15 protein-coding genes are annotated in these 17762 nt (G+C 41.5%); 11 read left to right on the top strand and 4 right to left on the bottom strand.

Going from position 1 to position 17762, the window contains the following annotated elements:
• Window positions 1-274: 274 nt before the first annotated feature.
• From MKX55_RS18600 to MKX55_RS18570, 7 genes are all read left to right on the top strand, one after another.
• Window positions 275-1816 carry a gamma-glutamyltransferase family protein gene (locus MKX55_RS18600; protein WP_339238574.1) on the top strand — a complete coding sequence of 514 codons (1542 nt, stop codon included), beginning with the start codon at window positions 275-277 and terminating at the stop codon, window positions 1814-1816.
• Between the two features lie 40 nt (window positions 1817-1856).
• Window positions 1857-2420: a chromate transporter gene (locus tag MKX55_RS18595; protein WP_339179590.1), complete on the top strand. Its 564-nt coding sequence runs from the start codon at window positions 1857-1859 to the stop codon at window positions 2418-2420.
• The gene (locus MKX55_RS18590; RefSeq protein ID WP_193065510.1) at window positions 2417-2944 is read left to right on the top strand and encodes a chromate transporter; all 528 of its coding nucleotides are present in this window, start codon (window positions 2417-2419) and stop codon (window positions 2942-2944) included. The genes MKX55_RS18595 and MKX55_RS18590 overlap by 4 nt, the downstream gene beginning before the upstream one ends.
• 279 nt (window positions 2945-3223) lie before the next feature.
• Window positions 3224-4654: a PTS mannitol transporter subunit IICB gene (locus MKX55_RS18585; RefSeq protein WP_339234073.1), complete on the top strand. Its 1431-nt coding sequence runs from the start codon at window positions 3224-3226 to the stop codon at window positions 4652-4654.
• 78 nt (window positions 4655-4732) lie between these two features.
• On the top strand, window positions 4733-6826 hold the full coding sequence (locus tag MKX55_RS18580; protein ID WP_339234070.1) for a PRD domain-containing protein: 2094 nt from the start codon (window positions 4733-4735) through the stop codon (window positions 6824-6826).
• Window positions 6827-6876: 50 nt separating this feature from the next.
• Window positions 6877-7317 carry a PTS sugar transporter subunit IIA gene (locus MKX55_RS18575; RefSeq protein ID WP_339179586.1) on the top strand — a complete coding sequence of 147 codons (441 nt, stop codon included), beginning with the start codon at window positions 6877-6879 and terminating at the stop codon, window positions 7315-7317.
• Entirely contained in the window at window positions 7317-8465 is a 1149-nt protein-coding gene (locus MKX55_RS18570; RefSeq protein WP_339234068.1) for a mannitol-1-phosphate 5-dehydrogenase, read from the top strand. The genes MKX55_RS18575 and MKX55_RS18570 overlap by 1 nt, the downstream gene beginning before the upstream one ends.
• A gap of 65 nt (window positions 8466-8530) precedes the next feature.
• On the opposite strand, the gene MKX55_RS18565 is transcribed toward MKX55_RS18570, so the two are convergent.
• Together MKX55_RS18565 and MKX55_RS18560 are read right to left on the bottom strand one after the other, a co-directional pair.
• On the bottom strand, window positions 8531-9316 hold the full coding sequence (locus tag MKX55_RS18565) for an HAD family hydrolase (RefSeq protein WP_339234066.1): 786 nt from the start codon (window positions 9314-9316) through the stop codon (window positions 8531-8533).
• Window positions 9317-9428: 112 nt separating this feature from the next.
• Entirely contained in the window at window positions 9429-11126 is a 1698-nt protein-coding gene (locus MKX55_RS18560; protein ID WP_339234064.1) for a M3 family oligoendopeptidase, read from the bottom strand.
• A 1218-nt stretch (window positions 11127-12344) separates the two neighbouring features.
• Here MKX55_RS18560 and argJ point away from each other — a divergent pair.
• Both argJ and MKX55_RS18550 read left to right on the top strand, forming a co-directional pair.
• The gene (gene argJ / locus MKX55_RS18555) at window positions 12345-13535 is read left to right on the top strand and encodes a bifunctional glutamate N-acetyltransferase/amino-acid acetyltransferase ArgJ (RefSeq protein WP_339234061.1); all 1191 of its coding nucleotides are present in this window, start codon (window positions 12345-12347) and stop codon (window positions 13533-13535) included.
• Window positions 13536-13640: 105 nt separating this feature from the next.
• Window positions 13641-13925 carry a hypothetical protein gene (locus tag MKX55_RS18550; RefSeq protein ID WP_289584424.1) on the top strand — a complete coding sequence of 95 codons (285 nt, stop codon included), beginning with the start codon at window positions 13641-13643 and terminating at the stop codon, window positions 13923-13925.
• A 57-nt stretch (window positions 13926-13982) separates the two neighbouring features.
• On the opposite strand, the gene MKX55_RS18545 is transcribed toward MKX55_RS18550, so the two are convergent.
• Window positions 13983-14843, bottom strand: a complete 861-nt coding sequence (locus tag MKX55_RS18545; protein ID WP_289584423.1) for a S1-like domain-containing RNA-binding protein — start codon at window positions 14841-14843, stop codon at window positions 13983-13985.
• A 533-nt stretch (window positions 14844-15376) separates the two neighbouring features.
• Between MKX55_RS18545 and MKX55_RS18540 the strand changes: the two genes are divergently transcribed.
• Complete coding sequence (locus MKX55_RS18540) at window positions 15377-16273, top strand: AEC family transporter (protein WP_339234059.1); 897 nt, start codon at window positions 15377-15379, stop codon at window positions 16271-16273.
• A gap of 31 nt (window positions 16274-16304) precedes the next feature.
• Window positions 16305-16961 carry an HAD family hydrolase gene (locus tag MKX55_RS18535; RefSeq protein ID WP_339234057.1) on the top strand — a complete coding sequence of 219 codons (657 nt, stop codon included), beginning with the start codon at window positions 16305-16307 and terminating at the stop codon, window positions 16959-16961.
• Window positions 16962-17066: 105 nt separating this feature from the next.
• Here the strand turns inward: MKX55_RS18535 and ytaF are convergent, their stop codons facing one another.
• A complete protein-coding gene (gene ytaF, locus MKX55_RS18530) occupies window positions 17067-17702 on the bottom strand; it encodes a sporulation membrane protein YtaF (RefSeq protein WP_339234055.1) in 636 nt (211 codons plus the stop codon).
• Between the last annotated feature and the right edge of the window lie 60 nt (window positions 17703-17762).

Raw genomic sequence — 17762 nt, 5'->3', positions numbered from 1 at the left:
TTTGATTTGAAAAGACTTTTCCTATGAATGGCAGGAAGAGTCTTTTTTTTAGATGGATAGATTAGCAAGAACTCTTACAGATTCCAGAACAAGTATGATAGACTTGAAGGTAGTAAAGTCTATCATACTCCATGTTTTTTTGATGGAATATCCGGTTTTCTTTGCCGGTCAGACGATAATAAACAGCCCTTGAAAGGATGAGCAGATGGAGCAGATACATCAAAAATTTAATCCTTATGCAATTGCAAGAGAATCCGTATACGCAAAAAAAGGGATGGTTGCGACGAGCCAGCCTTTGGCAGCGGAAGCGGGGTTAGGAATTTTGAAAAAAGGCGGCAATGCCATTGATGCTGCGATTGCGACAGCGGCCTGTTTAACGGTGGTAGAGCCGACATCCAATGGAATTGGCGGAGATGCGTTTGCCCTTGTATGGACAAAAGGGGAGCTGCATGGTTTGAATGGCAGCGGAAGGTCTCCTGAACATATTTCCATAGAAGCAGTCAAAGAAAAAGGATATGATGCGATTCCTCCATTTGGGTGGATACCTGTAACGGTGCCTGGTGTGCCTAAAGCATGGGCGGAATTATCCAGACGCTTTGGCAAATTGTCCTTAAAAGAAACGCTGCAGCCGGCTATTGAATATGCCAGGGAAGGCTTCCCGGTATCGCCGATATTAGCACGCTTCTGGAAGAAAGCCTATCAAATGTATCAAAAGGAAGAAGGCTATGATTTTGCTGCCTGGTTTGAAACTTTTGCACCCGACGGCAGAGCTCCTAAAGTGGGGGAAATCTGGAAATCAGCTGATCATGCAGCGACGTTAGAAGCGATTGCAGAGACGGATGCAGCTTCTTTTTATGAAGGAGAGCTGGCTGATAAAATTGCCCGGGCCTCAGAGGAAGCTGGCGGCTTTTTAACAAAGACGGATTTAGAAAAGCATGAAACAGAATGGGTAACTCCGATAAAGGTCAATTACCGGGGGTATGATATTTGGGAGATTCCTCCGAACGGGCAGGGAATCATTGCGCTGAAGGCGTTGAATATTTTAAAGGGCTATTCGATGACAGCCAAGGAATCGGTAGATACATATCATAAGCAAATGGAAGCGATGAAGCTGGCATTTGAAGACGGGAAGCGGCATATTACCGAGGAAATCCAAATGCGCTATACAACGAAGCAGCTCTTGAGTGAGGAATACGCGGCTTCGAGAAGGGCATTGATTGGCGAGGAAGCGATCCTTCCTAATGCAGGCAATCCTGCTGGCAGCGGAACGGTTTATTTAGCAACAGCAGATGAAGAAGGGAATATGGTTTCCTTTATCCAGAGTAATTATAAGGGCTTTGGTTCAGGAGTAGTGATTCCCGGAACAGGGATTGCGATGCAAAATCGAGGATGGGATTTCTCTATGGATGAGACGCACGTCAATGTGCTGGCAGGCGGGAAAAGAACCTATCATACGATTATTCCCGGTTTTATTACAAAGAACAATGAAGCAATTGGCCCATTCGGCGTGATGGGCGGGTTTATGCAGCCGCAGGGACATGTTCAGGTTGTGATGAATACGATTGATTTTGGACTTCATCCGCAGGCTGCTTTGGATGCACCGAGATGGCAATGGTTGAAAGAGAAAAGGATAGAGGTAGAGCATCGATTTCCGTATACGATTGCTCAAGAATTGCGTCAAAAAGGACATGATATACACATACAGCTGGAGCCGAACAGCTTCGGACGCGGGCAAATCATCTGGCGCAACCCGGAAACCGGCGTGCTCTCTGGAGGAACCGAGTCCAGAGCAGACGGGCATATCGCTGTATGGTAGAACAGGCTTGAAAATGAGATAAAGAAGGATTGTTATATTCATGAAAAAGCAATGGGATATTTTTATCGCTTTCTTCCGGATAGGAATGCTGGGCTTCGGCGGCGGACCGGCCTCGATCCCGCTTATGCGGAAGGAAGCTGTCGAGAAGTATAAATGGCTGGATGAGGACGAATTTACTGATATGTTATCCATCAGCAATACCCTGCCTGGACCGATAGCCACCAAGCTGGCAGGCTATATCGGCTATCGTGTCTCCGGCTGGATTGGTATGCTGAATGCGTTGGTTGCTTCTGTGATTCCAACGGTTTTATTAGTTATTATTTTATTAAGAACGCTATCAGAGGTCCGCGAATTTGATTGGGTGAAGGGCATGACTGCAGCGGTGGTAGCTGTTGTCGGGATGATGATGGCCGTTCTGACGTGGCAGTTCCTTCATAAAGCGGGAAAAGGTCTCGGCTGGATACGTGCGATTATCATGATTGCGGTGATATTTGTAGTGCTAAATTACCTGCATATTCATCCGGGTATTGTGATTGGCTTTCTCTTAATTATCGCTTTTGCTCTTCCGGTGAAAAAGAAGGAGAAAGAAGGTGAACGCTCATGATTTTATGGGATATTTTTGTTGCTTTCTTTATTCCGGGGATCATCGGCTATGGAGGCGGTCCTGCTTCGATAACCCTGGTCGAAAATGAGGTCGTGCGTAATTATGGCTGGATGTCTGTGCAAGAATTTGGAGAGGTGCTGGCCTTTGCCAATTCACTGCCCGGACCGATAGCCACCAAAATGGCAGGATACGTCGGCTATGAATTAGGCGGTGTGGCAGGCTCCATTGTCGGAATCTTTGCCACAGTTGCCCCTTCGTTGATTTTAATGATTTTACTGGGTGGCATTTTACTCAAATATAAAAAATCAGAACGCGTCCATCGGCTGACGGTATTTGTCCAGCCGGTTATTGCAGTGCTGCTGGGTGTGATTGCCTGGAATTTCTGGACGGAAGCATATATCAGTATTGGTCTGCTGCAAACAGCCATTATTGTTGTTATCAGTTTTTATCTGATAGAAATAAAACAGGTGCATCCGGCGTTTATTATTGCTGGAGCTATGTTATATGGCGGCTTTTTCTTGTGAAATTGCTTGGTCAAAAAAATGAAGAACATGATAATTTGTTGAGGCTTAACAGAGACATTTTGTTGGAGAGGATATATCTTACCTGTCTGGCAGATGTCTCTTTTTTTCCATTTAACGCTATATCGCATCTCTTTTCCTATCCAAGCATGACAACCTTCTAATATTATTTTGGCAACAAACACGTGACAAAGTTGCATTTTGATTAGGTTGTTTTCCCTTGATGACACGGCATAAAATAAAGATAAGAAATGAATTCAAAAGGGAAAGGAGTTTAACAATATGTCAACACAAAACGGTGGATTACGTGCAAAAGTACAAAAATTTGGCAGTAACCTCAGTGGAATGATTATGCCGAACATCGGTGCTTTTATTGCTTGGGGGTTAATTACAGCTTTATTTATTCCGGATGGCTGGATTCCAAATGAAACGATGGCTAGCTTAGTTGATCCAATGATTAAATATTTATTGCCATTATTGATTGGTTTCACAGGCGGACGTATGGTCTATGATTTCCGTGGAGGAGTTGTAGGTGCCATTGCGACAATGGGGGTTATTGTCGGAGCAGAACAGCCAATGTTCCTTGGAGCGATGGTAATGGGCCCATTAGCCGGTTATCTGATGAAGAAAGTGGATGATCTATTTCAGGCAAAAATTCGCCAGGGCTTTGAAATGTTATATAATAATTTCTCATCTGGGATTTTAGCCGCTATCCTTGCGATGATTGCTGTAGCTGGAATTGGACCAATCGTTTCTGGCTTAACAAATGCTTTAGGAAGAGGTGTTGAAGCTATTGTCAGTGCGGGTTTATTACCGTTAACCAGTATTATTCTCGAACCTGCCAAGACACTATTTTTAAATAATGCGATTAACCACGGTATTCTGACACCGCTTGGATCAGAACAGTCATTAGAAACAGGAAAATCTATTCTGTTCCTTCTTGAAGCGAATCCTGGACCTGGTCTAGGAATATTACTTGCTTTTGCTTTCTTTGGAAAAGGCGTATCCAAAGCATCTGCGCCAGGGGCAGCAATTATTCAGTTCTTAGGTGGTATTCATGAAATTTATTTCCCTTATATCTTAATGAAACCTACGCTAATTATTGCAGCTATTTTTGGTGGTATGTCAGGAATATTTACACTTCAATTATTTGATGCAGGGTTGAGAGCTGCTGCCTCACCAGGAAGTATTTTCGCTGTTATATTCATGACACCTGCTAACAGTTATGTCGGAGTTATTTTAAGTGTTATTATAGCAACTGCCGTTTCCTTTGGTATCGCTTCCTTTATCCTGAAGACTTCAAAAGGCGGGGAAGAGGATCTTACCGCTTCTACTGAAAAGATGGAAGCAATGAAAGGAAAGAAAAGCAGTGTCAGCAGTTCTCTGACAGGAGAAAAGGAAGAAGCGGATATCGAAATACCTGTGAAGGACCCAACAGATGTGAATAAAATTATTTTTGCATGTGATGCCGGAATGGGCTCCAGTGCAATGGGAGCTTCCTTATTAAAGAATAAATTCAAGAAAAACGATATTGCCATCGATGTAACCAATAAAGCAATAAATGAAATCCCGGATGATGCGGATATTATCATTACGCAAAAAACACTGACAGACAGGGCGAAAGCAAAACGTCCGGATGCAGAGCATATTTCTGTCGATAATTTCTTAAACAGCCCGCGCTACGATGAATTGGTCGAACGATTAAAGGATTGATGTGTTCTGTGCAGTTATAATAAAGTAATAGCCTTCTCTATTAAGGGAAGGCTATCTGCGGAAGGGAGGTGAATGGCAATGTATCTTACTAGTCGTGAACGAAATATCCTGTCTTTTTTACTATCGGATGAAGAAGAAAAAACAGTAAAACAAGTAGCGGATAAACTGAACGTCAGTACCAGAACCATTCACCGTGAACTAAAGAAATTAGAGGATGTATTAGCAGCTTATCAACTGACTTTTTATAAAAAGGCAGGTTCTGGAATTACGATTAACGGAAAGTTGCAGAAGAAGCAGCAATTAAAAGAACAGGTCGCACTGCTGGACGGGGTCGAATTATCGGAAGAAGAAAGACAATCTATTTTATTAAATACTTTAATTCAGGTTCATGAGCCGATTAAATTATTTACCCTTTCCAGTGAATTGAATGTGACGATCGCTACAATTTCTCAGGATTTGGATAACATTGAGAAGCGTATCCAGACTTTTGATTTAGAGCTTGTCCGGAAAAAAGGATATGGCGTAGAAATTCAAGGGGATGAAGTGAAAAAACGGGCTGTATTAAGTAATTTAATCTCCCGTCATATTGATCTATTTGAATTTGTGGAGAAAATCAAAGCAAAAAATAAGGAAGAAAAAGCAAAGGGTGAAACGATTTCTGACCGGTTATTAGGTCTCGTTGACCCGCTGAAATTAGAAAAAATAGAAGAGCAGGTGCAGGCAATCGGCAGGGAGCTTCCTTATCATTTGGCGGACAGTGCGTATGTCGGGCTGGTTGTTCATTTGGCGCTTGCGATTGAAAGACTGCAAAAAGGAGATACCATCCATTTTGATGAGGGGTATAAACAGGAGATTCAGGGGAAGCAGGAATACCACATTGCAGCTAAATTAATTGAAAAACTGGAGACTGTTTTTTCCATCGAGATTCCGGAGGACGAGATTGGCTATATTACGATGCATTTAATGGGAGCAAAGCTTAGAGAAAATCAATCCTATTTGCTGGAAGAGGCCAGTATGGATCTGGCACATCGGGTGAAGGAGCTCATTCGCAAAGCAGGAGAAGAGCTGCAGATTGATTTATCGGCAAATAACCGCTTTTTAAACGATTTAACCACGCATTTAAAGCCAGCTATCTATCGAATGAAACAGCAGATGAATATTCATAATCCGATGCTGGCAGAAATCAAACGGGATTATATGGAGCTTTTCGAAATAATTGAAGCATGTACTGCATCTGTCTTTCCGGAGTTGCAGATTCCGGAAGAAGAAATTGCTTATATTGTCCTACATTTTGCAGCGACACTTCTGCAGACCGAGGAGCGTCAAGATGTACGTGTTCTGGTTATTTGTTCCACAGGGATTGGGACATCAAAAATGCTGGCCACCAAATTAGAACGTAAATTTCCAGAAATAGAGCTGGCCAGGCACCAATCCATTTTTGATTTAAAGCAAGAGGAGCTTTTAGAATATGATGTCATTGTTTCGACCGTTCTTTTAGAAAATTTGAATCAAAGCTATGTGCACATTTCACCGATGCTGACAGAGGACGAGGCTGCCAAAGTGAAGACAGCCATCCGAAAAGCAGCATTAACACGGCCTTCATCATCAGTGAAAACAAATAAGATGATGGAAGGAGATTTTCTAGTAAACCTTCAAGAAATGCATCGTTATTCAGACATCATTTTACAGGTGTTAAACCGGTTTAAATTATTTCATCTGAAAGAAGGGAAGCGGCCTTTCTTGGCATCTATTTGTCTTCAATTACAGCAGCACGGCCTGATTGAAAATCAAAAAATCCTGTTTGAAAAATTGACCAAGAGAGAAGCTCAGGGAGGTTTAGGGATTCCTGATTCAAAGCTTGCTTTATTTCATACCAGATCAGATACGATTAACGGGCCGGGATTCTATGTTTTTCAATTGCCTAAGAAGGAAGAAGTAGAGGCAATGGACGGAACAAAGATGGATGTATCCCGTATTTTGATCATGCTTGCTCCGGAAGCTGTGCATCCAGAAGCATTAGATATTTTAAGCTTTATCAGCGGCTTGATTATTCAGGATGATACGTATCTGCAGCTGCTTCAGGAAGCAGAAGAAAAAGAAATTAAGCAAGCTTTGACAAAGCAGTTTCAATTATTTATTCAGGAAAAGTTTTACCAAGAGGAAAACCGTTAATTAAGATAAGTAGTTACCTTATCCAAGTTTTAAAAAAGGAGTGCATATCCATGACAAAAGAAATTTTAAGCGCAGAGAATATTGAATTAGGTGTACAGCTCGCATCCAAGGAGGAAGCGGTTCGTTACGTTGGCGGCATTTTATTAAATAACGGCTATGTGAAAGAAAACTATATTGATAAGATGCTGGAGCGTGAAGCGATTGCAACGACATTTATGGGAAATGCATTAGCTATTCCGCACGGTACAGAAGATGCGAAAAAAGAAGTTTTAGCAACGGGACTGTCAGTTGTCACGGTTCCGGACGGCGTTGATTTTGGCGATGGAAATATCGTAAAACTGTTGATTGGTATTGCGGGAAAAGGAGATGAGCATTTAGAAATATTATCGCAGATTGCTATTATCTGCTCAGAAGAAGAGAATGTGGAGAAATTGACGCAGGCAGCTTCTAAGGAGGAAATTATAGCAACCCTTAATGAGGTGAATGACTAATGAAGGCGGTTCACTTCGGTGCAGGAAATATCGGCAGGGGCTTTATTGGACTTTTACTGGATCAGTCAGGGTACGAGGTTACCTTTGTAGATGTTAACGACGAAATTATCTCAAGCATTAATCAAAACAAATCATACCAGGTTCATTTTGCAGATGAAACAAGTGATGCGGTCACTGTAGAACATATTTCTGGTATTAACAGTATAGAAGACCCGAAGGCTGTGACGAATGCGATCATCGATGCGGATATCGTTACAACCGCTGTCGGGCCGAATATTTTGCCTGTCATCGCAAAAGCGATTGCCAAAGGACTTGTGGAAAGAATCGATATTCGCCGGAAACCGCTTGCCATCATTGCCTGCGAAAATATGATTGGCGGGAGTACGTTATTAAAGGAATATGTTTACCAGGAAATCAGTGAAACAGATCAGGAAGGCTTTGACGATTTATTTGGTTTTCCAGATGCGGCAGTAGATAGAATTGTACCGAATCAAACAAATGCGAATTTGCTGGATGTTCGTGTGGAGCCTTATTATGAATGGGTCGTGGAGAAGACATTTATCCAAGGCGAGCTACCTGATATAAAAGGAATCACTTACGTTGAAGAGCTTGGGCCCTATATTGAGCGGAAGCTGTTTACTGTTAATACCGGGCATGCAGCGACAGCTTATTTGGGAAGCTATCATGGATATGAAACCATTGACGGAGCGCTGCAGGATAAAGCGGTGACGGATACCTTAAACGGTGTATTACAGGAGACTGGCCAGGCTTTAATAGAGGCCTATGGATTTGACGCCAAAGCACATGGAGCCTATATTCAAAAAATCATCGACCGATTCCAAAATCCGCATATTTCTGATGAAGTAACCCGTGTGGGCAGAGGGCCGGTTCGCAAGCTTGGGCCGAAAGACCGCTTTGTACGGCCGGCAAGTATGTATTTGGAATTTACATCTGCTGCGCCGACCTATTTAGCCAAAGCGATGGCAGCTGCTTTACGGTTTCAAAATAAAAGCGATGAAGAAGCAGTGAAGCTTCAAAGAATGATTCAAAAAAATGGGCCGGCAGCAGCTTTTGCAGAGGTGAGCGGATTAGAACAGAATCATCCGATTACGGAAGCGGTCATGCTGGAGTATGAGAAGCTGCGCTAAATGATATATTAGCTAGATAGAAAAAGCATGGAAATGCAGCCTTTCCATGCTTTTTCGTTAATCTATTATTTCACCAGACCAAGCTTTTTCAATCCGTTAAAAATACCTGAATCTGTCACCGATGTTGTTTGAAAGTCCGCATATTCCACTAATCTGGAATCGGCATTTCCCATGGCAATGCCTGTGCCGACAAACTGAAGCATTTCTTTATCATTCATTCCGTCTCCAAAAGCAATTACCTCAGAAGGAGAGATATTCAGATGCTCCAGCATGTGTTTAATAGCGATTCCTTTATTGACAGAAGTCCGAAGCACATCATAGGATTCACTCGCATGAGGCACGTTTACCTTGGAGAGGTGGTAATCCTCGGTGATTTCAAAGTCCTTTACCTGCTCTTCTGTCACATTAATTGCGGAAGCAGAAACAATTTTATCTGCGACATCCGGTGTGAAGATTTTATTTTGATGCAGCTGGAATACGTTATTGAAATCCTCCACATACGGGTTCGTTAAAGAAGTGAAGTAATTATTTTCGGTTGTGTAGAGTACCATCTCACTTTCACTTTGACCGGCAATGGATACCATTTTTTCTACATCCTCTTGTTTCATCGGGGCGTTAAAAATAACATCTCCTTGATGAAGCGCGTAGGCGCCATTATAGGTAACCGTGGAGGTGATCTCAAAATTAGAGGCTAAATTTTGGATATCCACAAACGGTCTGCCTGTGCATAAAAACACATCCAACCCAGCAGATTTTACTTGCCGGATTGCTTCTTGCGTGGATGGCGTGTAGGTGTGGTCCGGCTGCAGGATGGTTCCGTCAATATCTAAAAATAATGCGCGATAAGTCATTGTAATCTCCTTTTCTCCTTAAAACTACTCTTATTTTATCATAATGTGAGGGCAAAACCCAGCAGACAAAAAAAGAGAGAAGCCTTCTTTATCAGCTTCTCACCTAAATGTGTTATAGCGCCTGATCGTCAACCTGATCAAGCCAGTTTTCAATAAAATCAACCGCCGCTTCGACCGTTCCTTCTTCAAAAGGAGACGCTAAACCGGCAGATTGAACAAGCTTTAAAAATGGCTTGGAGCCGCCGATTTTGCACAGGTCCAGATAGTCCTGCCATGCTTTTTCCCGATTTTCCTGTGATTTCTTTAAAAATTGAAAGGCACAGATTTGTGCAAGCGTATAATCGATATAATAAAACGGGTCCTCATAGATATGCCCCTGCTTCTGCCAGAAAGCACCTGATTCTAAGCTTTCTATTCCATCGTAATTGCGATGCGGCAGGTATTTCTTTTCCAGATTGCGCCAAGCTTGATTGCGCTCCTCTGGTGTCCAGTCCGGGTTTTCATAAACGAGATGCTGGAATTCATCTACTGCAACGCCATATGGCAGAAATTGAATTGCGTCAGAAAGATGTGCATACTTATATTTGTCTACATCCTCTTTAAAGAAATTTTCCATCCACGGATAGGTGAAAAATTCCATGCTCATGGAGTGAATTTCGGCAGATTCGCTTGTCGGAAAATAATATTCCGGAACAGAAAAATGACGGCTGGAATAAGCCTGAAAAGCATGTCCTGCTTCATGCGTCAAGACATCGATATCTCCAGAGGTTCCATTAAAATTAGAGAAAATAAACGGAGACTGATAATCTTCAATATACGTGCAATATCCGCCGCTTTCCTTGCCTTTCTTTGCCTCTAAATCCAGCAGCTCGCGGTCCAGCATAAACTGAAAGAATGCGCTGGTTTCATCTGATAATTCATTATACATTTTCTTGCCATTTTCAATAATCCAATCCGGATTGCCCTTCGGAGCGGCATTTCCAGAAGCGAAAACAAAGGCTTCATCATAGAATTTCAAGGAATCTACACCAATTCGTTTAGCCTGCTTTTCATAAAGCTTTGTCGCAATCGGTACAATGACTTCCTCCACTTGTTTGCGGTAACGCTGGACCATTTCTGCGTTATAATCAACACGCTGCATGCGAAGATAGCCAACATCAACAAAGTTTTTGAAACCTAGCTTTTCCGCAATTTGTTGACGTGTTTTCACTAAATCGTCATAGAGGCGATCCAGCTTTTCTTTATTCTCTGCAAAAAAACTTTGTCTGGCCTCCAGTGCTTCCTTTCGGGTTTGGCGGTCTGGATCCTCTGCAAATGGTCCGAGCTGTGCCAGCGTATATGATTCACCACGGAATTCAATGTCTGCAGATGCAATTAATTTGGAGTAAGCAGAGGTCAGCTTATTTTCTGTCTGCAGCAGTGGAATGATTTCTTTCGAGAAAGCCTTAATTTCGCATTCCGCCAAATCAAATAATTGAGAACCATATTTATCTCGAAGCTGTGCTTCATAAGGAGATTTCAGGAGTTCTTTATAAAATGCGGTAGATAATTCCTGAATTTCCGGAATATGCGCATCAAAAAAATCCCGTTCCTCGTGATAAAATGCATCGCGGGTATCGATGGAAGCGCGGATGAATACAAGATTATACATGGTTGAAAGGTGATTTCGGATCGCGTTAATGGTATCAATAGCAGTAATTGCCTGCTCCATGGAAGCAGCGTTTTGGAATTGCTCCAGCTTTTGATAAAAATCCTCTTTCACTTTTGGAAGATCCGGTCGTTCATAGGCGTAATTTGCGAACGTTTGCATATTTCCTCCTCCTTGTTTTCATATTATAGAAATATATACCAATTATAAGTATACCTCCATTTATGGGAATTGTATTCTATTTTTGCACTTTAAGTATAAAGAATTAAAGGAATAAAGTATAAGTGCAGTGCTTTTGATGGTGCGAGTAATCGCAGTCCCAGTCCTAACTAAAGCATTCGCGAATGCCAAGTTTTCTTTAGAAGAAAAAGCGTTATCTTGCTTTCCCTGCATGTCACCCTTCTATTTATTCGAATTATTTCAAAATACATATTGCATATTTAATCATTTTAGTGCATATTTATTATATGTTATTTCTCATCAGAAAGTTTCTTACGACAACTATAGATTAGTATATTTTAAGATATTAACTCAACTTTCGCACCTAAGAATAAGCATATATATCTTGCTATTCCAGAGTGAACATGTTCTCCATTACCGTGCTTGCATGTTGGTAAAATATTCCGCCTTTTTGGAATTGGTGATGGTGCATAGCTCCGCTCCGGCCAACCACTCCGCTTTCCATGGGGACGGCTTCAGCTAACTTGAAAAGAAAACCGCTTTTCAAGTGGATCTTCAGCTCGCCCTGCGATGCACAAATGTTTTCGATGGGGCGAGTAATCGCAGTCCCAGGACGTGCAAGTGCAGGCGTTGTGACAACGCTTTTCGATGGGGTGAGTAATCGCAACCCCAGGAGTCACGGGTTTAGCCTGCAAACCACTTAGGAGTCTCCGTGGTTGGCCTGCGCTCAGATAGGATTCTACAGCGAATAACATTTATGCACAGAACACAGAAAGTAATCTTGGCGGAACATGTTACCATGCAGCATGAAAAAGATGTTCTATCTGATTAAACATCCATTTGGTGAGTTGTTTTTCACGCATAGAATATCCTGCTAGCGGAGGCGGACCGTTTTGACTCCTGAGGGATCAGCACCATCTTCAGCTAACTTTTGCCAAGTGCTCTTCTTGGCAAAAGTTAGCTGAAGAGCGTGCCCCTAGGCAGACTAATGTCGCAACGTCCTGTTGCAACGTCTGCACTAGTACGTCCTGTACGTCGGAAAGCAAAATGGTCCGCCGCAGCGGTGCTTTACACTTCACCTTCTATAATCTTTATCAAGGGTGTTAGTGAAGGAACAATCAACTCCTGTTTCTATGGAAATGAAGTTACTTTTTAATGTGCGAAAGTTGAGATATTAAATAAAAGGGGCAGTACATAAAAATGAAAAATTTACTGGAAGACAAGGAATATATTTTAGAAAATATGCCTGAAGGATTTTATACATGTTCGAAAAGTCTGGGAATCAAGGATGAAACGCTGGATTTTACGGTTATATTATCAACAGAGCCGGCAAATGCGGCTGCCATGTTTACACAGAGCCGATTTTGTGGAGCGCCTATTCCTATTGGAAAGCAAAATGTTGCGAATGGTAAATTACAATGCTTTGCAATCAATAGTAAAAATGCCAATGTAGCGACAGGAGAAGAAGGCATAAAAAATGTGATCGAGCTAAACGAATTAATTGCTGCGGAATTAGACATCGCTCCAGAGGATATTTTACCTTCATCAACAGGAGTGATAGGGTACCAGCTGCCAATGGATAAGATGCGGGCAGGCATAAAAAATCTTAAAAATAATCTGGTGGAAGGCGGATTAGATAAATCGGCGGAAGCAATAATGACAACAGACACCTATCCCAAATTAAAAATGTGCAAAATCGGTGACGCTACCCTGGTTGGAATGGCGAAGGGCTCTGGAATGATAGAGCCGAATATGGCTACGATGCTTTCTTATTTTGTTACAGATGCAGCTATTTCTGCAGATGAGCTGGAGAAATTATTGCGGGAAGCGGTTAATCAATCATTTAATATGGTCAGTATTGATACGGACACGAGTACAAGCGATACGGTAGCAATCATGGCAAACGGGGCTGCTGGAAAGGTAGATTTACAAGCATTCAAAGAAGCTCTGACGGCAATGAGTATCGGCCTGGCTCAAGAAATTGCCCGTGATGGAGAAGGAGCAACCAAGCTGGTGGAGGTAACTGTAAATGAAGCTTCCAGTTTTCTGCAAGCGAAGAAGATAGGGAAAAGCATTGTTAATTCACCGCTTGTGAAAACGGCTATTTTTGGAGAAGACGCCAATTGGGGGCGTATCGCGATGGCAATCGGAAAATGTGAAGATGAAATAGAGGTAGATTTGGAAAAGATAGCTATCTATTTTGGGGACACCTTGATTTATCAAGGAAAGCCGATTGGCGATAAGGAGAACCTGGACCAAATTCAATCCTATCTGGAGAATCCGGAAATAAAGATAACGGTGTCTCTAGCGCTGGGGAAAGAACAAGCTACTGTCTGGGGATGCGATTTGTCTTATGATTATGTACGAATTAATGGCGAATATACAACCTGATACCTTTTCAATATTCCTCCCTGTGCAGATGAGATGAATATTGACTTTCTTATTCTTCAATTGTAGACTAAAAGTAGTGTAATTAATTAATGGTGGGGTGAGGAAATGGTAGAAGCAGTTATCACATTTGGAGCTATTTTAACAGCGATTACAGCACTTATCAGTATTTTTCTCGTTAGAATGACTTCCAAAGAATCCCATGCTGGTTATTATCCAAATCTATTCTTGGCACTTGTGGGAATTTTATTGATTCTTGTAGCATCAATCGCACCAAAAGTTGATTTTGCAGGAGCTGGATTTGGCGGAATTGGAATTGCTTGTATGTTTGCGGGAGCAATTGGATTCATTATATCAGCAGTTCTGGACGCTTACAAAAGTGTAGAAGCATAAAAATAAAAGCAATGTCTGTTCGAAAAAGCAGACATTGCTTTTATTTTTATGACTGGATTATTCCACTTTAATGATTTGTTCATTTTCCTGTTTGATTTGTCCCCGCTTTAATAATGTTCCTACTGCACGTTTAAAAGCAGATTTACTGATTTGAAATGTGGCCCGGATTTCTTCGGGATCGCTTTTATCATGAAAAGGGATGGCGCCGTTATTCGCTTCCAGATGCTTTAAAATCGCATCTGCATCATCGGATAAACTATCCTGCTTCAGCGGGCGGAGAGAGACATTAATGGATCCGTCTTCTTTCACGGCAATCACTCTTCCTTCAACTACTTGTCCGACGCGAGGTTCCATTTTTCGCTCTGTTCGATGGATAAAACCGCGGTAGCCTTCACTGGTGATGATCGCTGCCCCTTCTTTATTCGTATAATAAACAGTGCCGATAACCGTCTGCTGGTTCAGCTGTTCCGGTGCGGCAAAGACATTATTCGCAATAATATTTTCAGATGCAGGTACTCCCAACAGGCGTCCTTTTTTATCAAGCTGCAGCGTGATATATAAACGATCTCCGGAACGCGGCCAGCTTTCCTGGAATAAAGGCAGGGAGTCTTTGGAAACAAGAATATCCTTCGAGGTGCCGATGTTGACGAAAACACCTAAACGGGGAAGAACACCCACAACCTCCGCCCAATCATATAATCCAAGCGTGACAGAGGGTAAATATGTAGTGGCATTTACCTGTTCTTTTTTATTTACATAGAGGAAGACATCAACAGATTGGTCCAGCTCTAAGACGGATTGTGCTTCGTTATGATGAAGCAGCACTTCTTCTCCATAAGCAGATAAAACATATCCAGTATCTATTTTTCGTAAAACGGTCATGGCTATAATGGAACCGATTGGCAAGTCTGTCGGCATATTAGATGCTCCTTTCAAAAATATGTGAAATTTGGAAAAGGGATACTCTCTTTAAAGAGTACCCCTTTATGATTAAAGTAACACGTGATATCAAAATTAATTTTAAGTTGGAACATAAAATTCAGGAGAAATTAAATTCATTCCTAAATCATATGATTCGTTTATTTGTCCTGACTCAGTTAGATTTGCTGAGCCATCTATCCGTATAACGCTTACGGAATGTCCGCGGTAAATATTCTAAAATCATCTTTTCTAACTTAAGCAATGCAGCCCCAAACCTTCTGCTGCATCCTTGCGGCCCCTTAGCCGCGCCAGTGTGAATAAGCATTTACAAAAAGCTTCACAGAATGCCAAATCACAACTGTTACTTCTTAACTTTACTAGTATGTACGTTTTCTTTTGATTTGTCAACTTTTTTTAGTGTGTGAGGTTTTTTGAAGGGAATTTACAGCTGATGACAGTTTGGCATAAAAATATAGTTGACGCCATATGATACACTTGAATTAATTGAAAAAAAGCGTGGAGATGTACATATGTTATTATTTATTGAAGTTATTTTACCGATTATGGCTGTTTTTGCAACTGGATTTATCCTGCAGCGTATCCGTGTGTTGGATGTGCGGTCAGTGTCTGCTGTCTGTTTATATATCCTGTCACCAGCGCTGGTATTTGTAACGTTGTATGATGCAGAATTTGATTCTGGATTTTTAGTAATTCTCATTTATATGTTTGCCTTATTTTATGTCATGGTATTTATTAATAAAATGCTGGCAAAAATCTTTGGCTGGGACGGCAATAAAGAGAGTGCAGCCATTCTTTCAACTGGCTTTATGAACTCGGGGAATTATGGTCTGCCGGTAGTTTTATATAGTATCGGCAATGCAGCAGTGCCTTATGCCATATTTATCATGGTAGTTCAGTCCCTGCAGAATAATTTTTTTGGCATTTACTATGCATCCAGAAGTACGAGCGGGATGCGGAGAGCATTTATGAACATCCTAAAAATGCCGACAACCTATGCGGCGATATTAGCCTTTTTCTTTTCGCTGCAATCTATTACAATACCAGATTATATCCATTCTACGATCGAAATGGTCGGAGACGCCGCTATTCCTGTGATGATGATTATGCTCGGTATGCAGCTGGGATCATTAACGGCATTAAAGATAGATTGGCAGGTTGTGCTTTCTTCCGTTACCTTAAAAATGATTGCCGCACCAATTCTGGCAGCCATCTTTGTCTGGCTTGTGCCGATGGATCCGTTGATCGGGACGGTATTGATTATTATTTCTGCCATGCCGACAGCTGCAACAACTACAATGTATGCCATTGAATTTGATACAGAGCCGGAGCTTGTATCAACGATTACGTTTATCTCGACGATAGTCAGTATTGTTACGATTACGATTCTATTAAATATTATTACTTAAAAAAGAAAGACGTTGGCGAAGGAGGAAATTCATGATAAAAGGTGTTATTTTTGATTTCGACGGGCTTATCTTAGACACAGAAACTGCTTGGTATCATGCTTTTAAAAAAGTGCTGCAATCACAATTTCAGTTTGAACTCCCGCTGGAGGAATTTGTGAAAAGTGTTGGTTCAGATGACAAACAGTTTTATCCTTATTTGCAAAAGGAATTAGGGAATCAGCTGAATATAGAGGATATTCAGTATCAGGCTGCAGCACTTCACACGCAATATATCAGAAATGAAAAAGCCAGAGAAGGCGTGGTCGAGTATCTTCGGGATGCAAAGGATGCAGGGCTGGGCGTTGCGCTGGCAACCAGCTCAGATACTTCATGGGCAACATCGCATTTAAAGCATTTAAATCTGCTTTCTTATTTTGATTATGTAGTGACAAAGGATATGGTAGACAGAGTTAAACCAGCACCGGATTTATTTTTAAAAGCACTTGAAAAATTAGAATTGGAATCTCATGAAGCAATTGTTTTTGAGGATTCTTTAAATGGGCTTATCGCTGCACAGGAAATAAATATTCCAACCGTTATCGTTCCGAATCCTGTAACGGCTTCCCTGCCTTTTGAAAATTATCATTTAAAACTAAATTCGATGATGGATATGCCTTTACAGGAAGTAATCCATTCTTTAAATAAATAAGTGTGATGGAATAATAAAACGATAAAAATCCACCGTATCATGAATGTATTTATACGGTGGATTTCTTTTCTTCCAAAAGGTTGCCCTAATGCAACATTTAATGTTTTAAGAACCGCTGAAAATATTCCAGCATCCCAGCGTAATCAGAAATACAGATGGTAAAAAAGATAAACGCTGTAAGGCAGGTATTCTCCATAAATAACTTCCGAACATGATGCCGCTAAATAAAAACAATCCACTCATGCCAGCTGTTAATAAAGCCGTAATCAACGGGGAGTATCCAAGCATCGCAGCGCCGATTCCAGCACCGAATGCATCGAGAGCTAAAGCGAAACCTAATAGAATGGATTCGTTAATAGAAATAATACCAGACTTATCTAAATCGGCTTCTTTTGGACGGGTGAGCACGGTTTTCATATTTTCAAATTTAACATTGGAGGAAGCGTGATCTCCGTTTTTGACTGCTTCCGTTTCTTGTGAGCGAAACATGGAAATAAGGGAGAAGACACCTAAAAAGATAAGAATACCTCCGCCAAGCATACTGGCTCCCTGAGGAGAAATAAAGGAACGCAAGAAATCGCCTACCTCCATCGATAGAAAGACAATCAACCCGGAGCAGAACATAATAACAAATAAAGAGAGAAGAGGCACTTTGATTTGCCGCATCCCATAGGTTATTCCTACACTAAATCCATCCAGACTTACCGCAATAACGAGTAAAAGCATACCTGTATATATCATACGTAACATCCTCTTTCTAATAGTGCATGCTCAAAAAAAATCAACTAAAGCGTTCATTGC

The sequence above is a fragment of the Oceanobacillus sp. FSL W7-1281 genome, assembly GCF_037969835.1.
In the GTDB taxonomy this organism is placed as follows: domain Bacteria; phylum Bacillota; class Bacilli; order Bacillales; family Amphibacillaceae; genus Oceanobacillus; species Oceanobacillus oncorhynchi.
Note: the sequence above shows the minus strand (reverse complement) of the source record. Positions and strands in the feature narration are given on the sequence as shown.